This is a genomic window from Burkholderia sp. Ac-20392 (genome assembly GCF_017104585.1).
Lineage (GTDB): Bacteria > Pseudomonadota > Gammaproteobacteria > Burkholderiales > Burkholderiaceae > Burkholderia > Burkholderia lata.
Genome location: NZ_JAAGPB010000710.1, coordinates 1 through 3069, shown reverse-complemented (window position 1 = coordinate 3069; position 3069 = coordinate 1). Strand labels below are relative to the sequence as shown.

At 68.0% G+C, this 3069-nt stretch carries 3 protein-coding genes; 2 read left to right on the top strand and 1 reads right to left on the bottom strand.

All coding sequences use genetic code 11. The annotated features are described in order from the left end of the window. The first annotated feature begins 195 nt into the window (after positions 1-195). Entirely contained in the window at positions 196-1158 is a 963-nt protein-coding gene (locus G3N99_RS37155; RefSeq protein WP_241012045.1) for an arabinose ABC transporter substrate-binding protein, read from the top strand. Positions 1159-1177: 19 nt separating this feature from the next. Further along, the gene (locus tag G3N99_RS37150; protein WP_206124850.1) at positions 1178-1942 is read left to right on the top strand and encodes an SDR family oxidoreductase; all 765 of its coding nucleotides are present in this window, start codon (positions 1178-1180) and stop codon (positions 1940-1942) included. Between the two features lie 75 nt (positions 1943-2017). Here the strand turns inward: G3N99_RS37150 and G3N99_RS37145 are convergent. Beyond that, a partial coding sequence (locus G3N99_RS37145; RefSeq protein ID WP_206124849.1) for a cation:proton antiporter occupies positions 2018-3069 on the bottom strand: 1052 nt, incomplete at its 5' end.

Genomic DNA, 3069 nt, shown 5'->3' with positions numbered 1-3069 from the left:
CGACAGCCTCGTCGTCGCCTCACACCTCCCGCCATCGGGCATCGTCCCACTTTCTAGGAACGCCGCGCATCATTTGAGCGTTTCCGCTGCCTCCTCCTACAATTTTTCCGCGTGTCGGGCAGCCCTGCCCGCGTGCGCGACTACAACAAAGGAGAGACACGCATGCGATTCCACTGGAAGACGCTCGCACTGGCCATGGCGAGCGCGGCACTGGTCGGCGGGGTACCCGCCCATGCCGCCGACCCCGCCGACGTGAAAATCGGCTTCCTCGTCAAACAGCCGGACGATCCGTGGTTCCAGGACGAATGGCGCTTCGCCGAACAGGCGGCGAAGGAAAAGCACTTCACGCTGATCAAGATCGCGACGCCGAGCGGCGAAAAGGTATCGACCGCGCTCGACAGCCTCGCCGCGCAAAAGGCGCAAGGCGTGATCATCTGCGCGCCCGACGTGAAGCTCGGCCCCGGCATCGCGGCCAAGGCGAAGCGCGCGGGCATCAAGCTGATGTCGGTCGACGACCAGCTCGTCGACGGCCGCGGCGCGCCGCTCCAGGGCGTGCCTCACATGGGCATCTCCGCGTACAAGATCGGCCAGCAGGTCGGCCAGGCGATCGCGGACGAGACGAAGCGGCGTGGCTGGAATCCGGCCGAGGTCGGCATCATCCGGATCGCGTACGACCAGTTGCCGACCGCGAAAGAGCGCACCACCGGCGCGGTGGACGCGCTCAAGGCCGCCGGCTTTCCGGCTGCAAACGTGATCGACGCGCCCGAAATGACGGCCGACACCGAAGGTGCGTTCAACGCGGCGAACATCGCGCTCACCAAGCATGCGAATTTCAAGCGCTGGGTGGCATTCGGCTCGAACGACGACACGACGGTCGGCGCGGTACGCGCCGCCGAGGGGCGCGGCATCGGCGCCGACGCGATGGTCGCGGTCGGCATCAACGGCAGCCAGGTCGCGCTCAACGAATTCGCGAAGCCGAAGCCGACGGGCTTCTACGGCTCGATCCTGTTGAATCCGCGCCAGCACGGCTATCAGACGAGCATCAACATGTATGACTGGATCACGAAGAACCAGGCGCCGCCGCCGCTCGTGCTGACGTCCGGCACGCTGATCACGCGCGACAACGAGAAGCAGGCGCGCACCGCGCTCGGCCTGTGAACCCGCCCAAGGAGCCGACATGACACGCACCACCCTCGTGACAGGCGCCGCCGGCGGCATCGGCCAGGCGCTGTGCCGCACCTTCCTCGCGGCCGGCGACCACGTGCTCGCGCTCGATCGCGACCGCGCGGCGCTCGACCGCTTCCTCGATACGCTCGGCGACGCGCACGCGACGCCGGTCGTCGACGACCTGACCGACGCCGAGCGGCTGGGTTCGCTGCTCGAATCGCATCCGCCGGTCGACGTGCTCGTCGCGAACGCGGGCACGGCCGCGTCGACCACGCTGCGCGACACGACGCCCACCACCTGGCGCACGGATCTCGACGCGAACCTGACGGCCACCTACATGAGCGTCGAAGCCGTGCTGCCCGGCATGCGCGCACACGGGCGCGGCGCGATCGCGATCATCGGTTCGGTCAACGGCGTGCATGCGCTCGGGCATCCGGCGTACAGCGCGGCGAAGGCCGGGCTGATCAGCTACACGAAATCGCTCGCGATCGAATACGGCCGCGACGGCGTGCGCGCGAACATCGTGCTGCCGGGCACCGTGAAGACACCTGCGTGGGAAGCGCGCGTGGAACGCAACCCGCAGGTGTTCGAGGCATTGAGAAAGTGGTATCCGCTCGACGATTTCGCCACGCCCGACGACGTTGCTCAGGCCGCGCTGTTCCTGTGCTCGCCGGCCGCGCGCATTATCACCGGTGTGGCGCTGCCCGTCGATGGCGGCCTGCTGGCCGGCAATCGCGTGATGGCACAGGAACTGACGCTCGAGACGTTCTACTGAAACTGAAGTACGCGGGGTCGGCGTCCGCCCGGGCCGCCGCGCCCTGCCCGGTGCGCGGCGCGATGCCGCGCGCCGTCAATGCGCAGCGGCCGCAACCGGCTTCGTCATCCTGCCGAGCACGTGCTCGGTCATCCCGCGCGCAAGTTCGGTCTCGCCCATGAACACGGTGCCGATGCCCTCGTTCGACAGCAGCGCGGCCTCGTCGCCGCTGTTCGTGCACAGCACGACCTCGAGCGTCGGGTTGAGCGTGCGCGAGATCTCGACGATCTGCCGCACGTCGAACACATCGGGCAACGTCACGACCAGCATCCCGGCGCGCGCGATATGCGCCTGCACGAGCACGATCGGCTCGATCGCGTCGCCCGACACGGCCGCGATGCCGTCCTCGCGCAGCTTCTCGACGAGTTCGCGATTCTGTTCGACGACGACATACGCGATGCCGCGCTCGTCCAGCGCGTGTGCGATCCGCGTACCGACCTTGCCATAGCCGACGATCACGACCTGCCCGGTCAGGTGCGTCTGCGGCGTCGACATCGGCAGCGCGGCGAGCGGATCGTCGCGCGCCTCGAGCTTGCGCGCGAACGCCGAATGCTTGCGGATCCACGCGAGCGCCGGATCGATCATCGCGAACAGCAGCGTGTTCATCGCGATCGAGATCAGCGCGACGGCCAGAATCAGGCTCTGCCCCTCGGCCGACAGCAGCCCGAGCGCACGACCGAGCCCGGCGAGGATGAACGAGAACTCGCCGATCTGCGCGAGACCCGCGCCGACCGTCAGCGCGGTATTCAGCGGATAGCGGAACGCGATCACGAGCGCGACCGCCGCGAGCGTCTTGCCGATCACCACGATCGCCGCGACCTCGATCACGTGCAGCGGCTCCGCGAGCAGGATCTTCGGATCGAACAGCATCCCGACCGAGATGAAGAACAGCACCGAGAACGCGTCGCGCAGCGGCAGCGTCTCGTCAGCGGCGCGCCGGCTGAATTCCGACTCGCGCATCATCATCCCGGCGAAGAACGCGCCGAGCGCGAACGACACGTCGAACAGCTTCGCCGCGCCGAACGCGATGCCGACCGCGGCCGCGATCATGCACAGCGTGAACAGCTCGCGCGAGCCCGTGCATGATA

What these genes read in the sequence shown, in the direction of transcription:
- G3N99_RS37155 (WP_241012045.1), top strand. Translation starts at nt 196, where the DNA reads ATGGCGAGCGCGGCACTGGTCGGCGGGGTACCCGCCCATGCCGCCGAC.
- G3N99_RS37150 (WP_206124850.1), top strand. Translation starts at nt 1,178, where the DNA reads ATGACACGCACCACCCTCGTGACAGGCGCCGCCGGCGGCATCGGCCAG.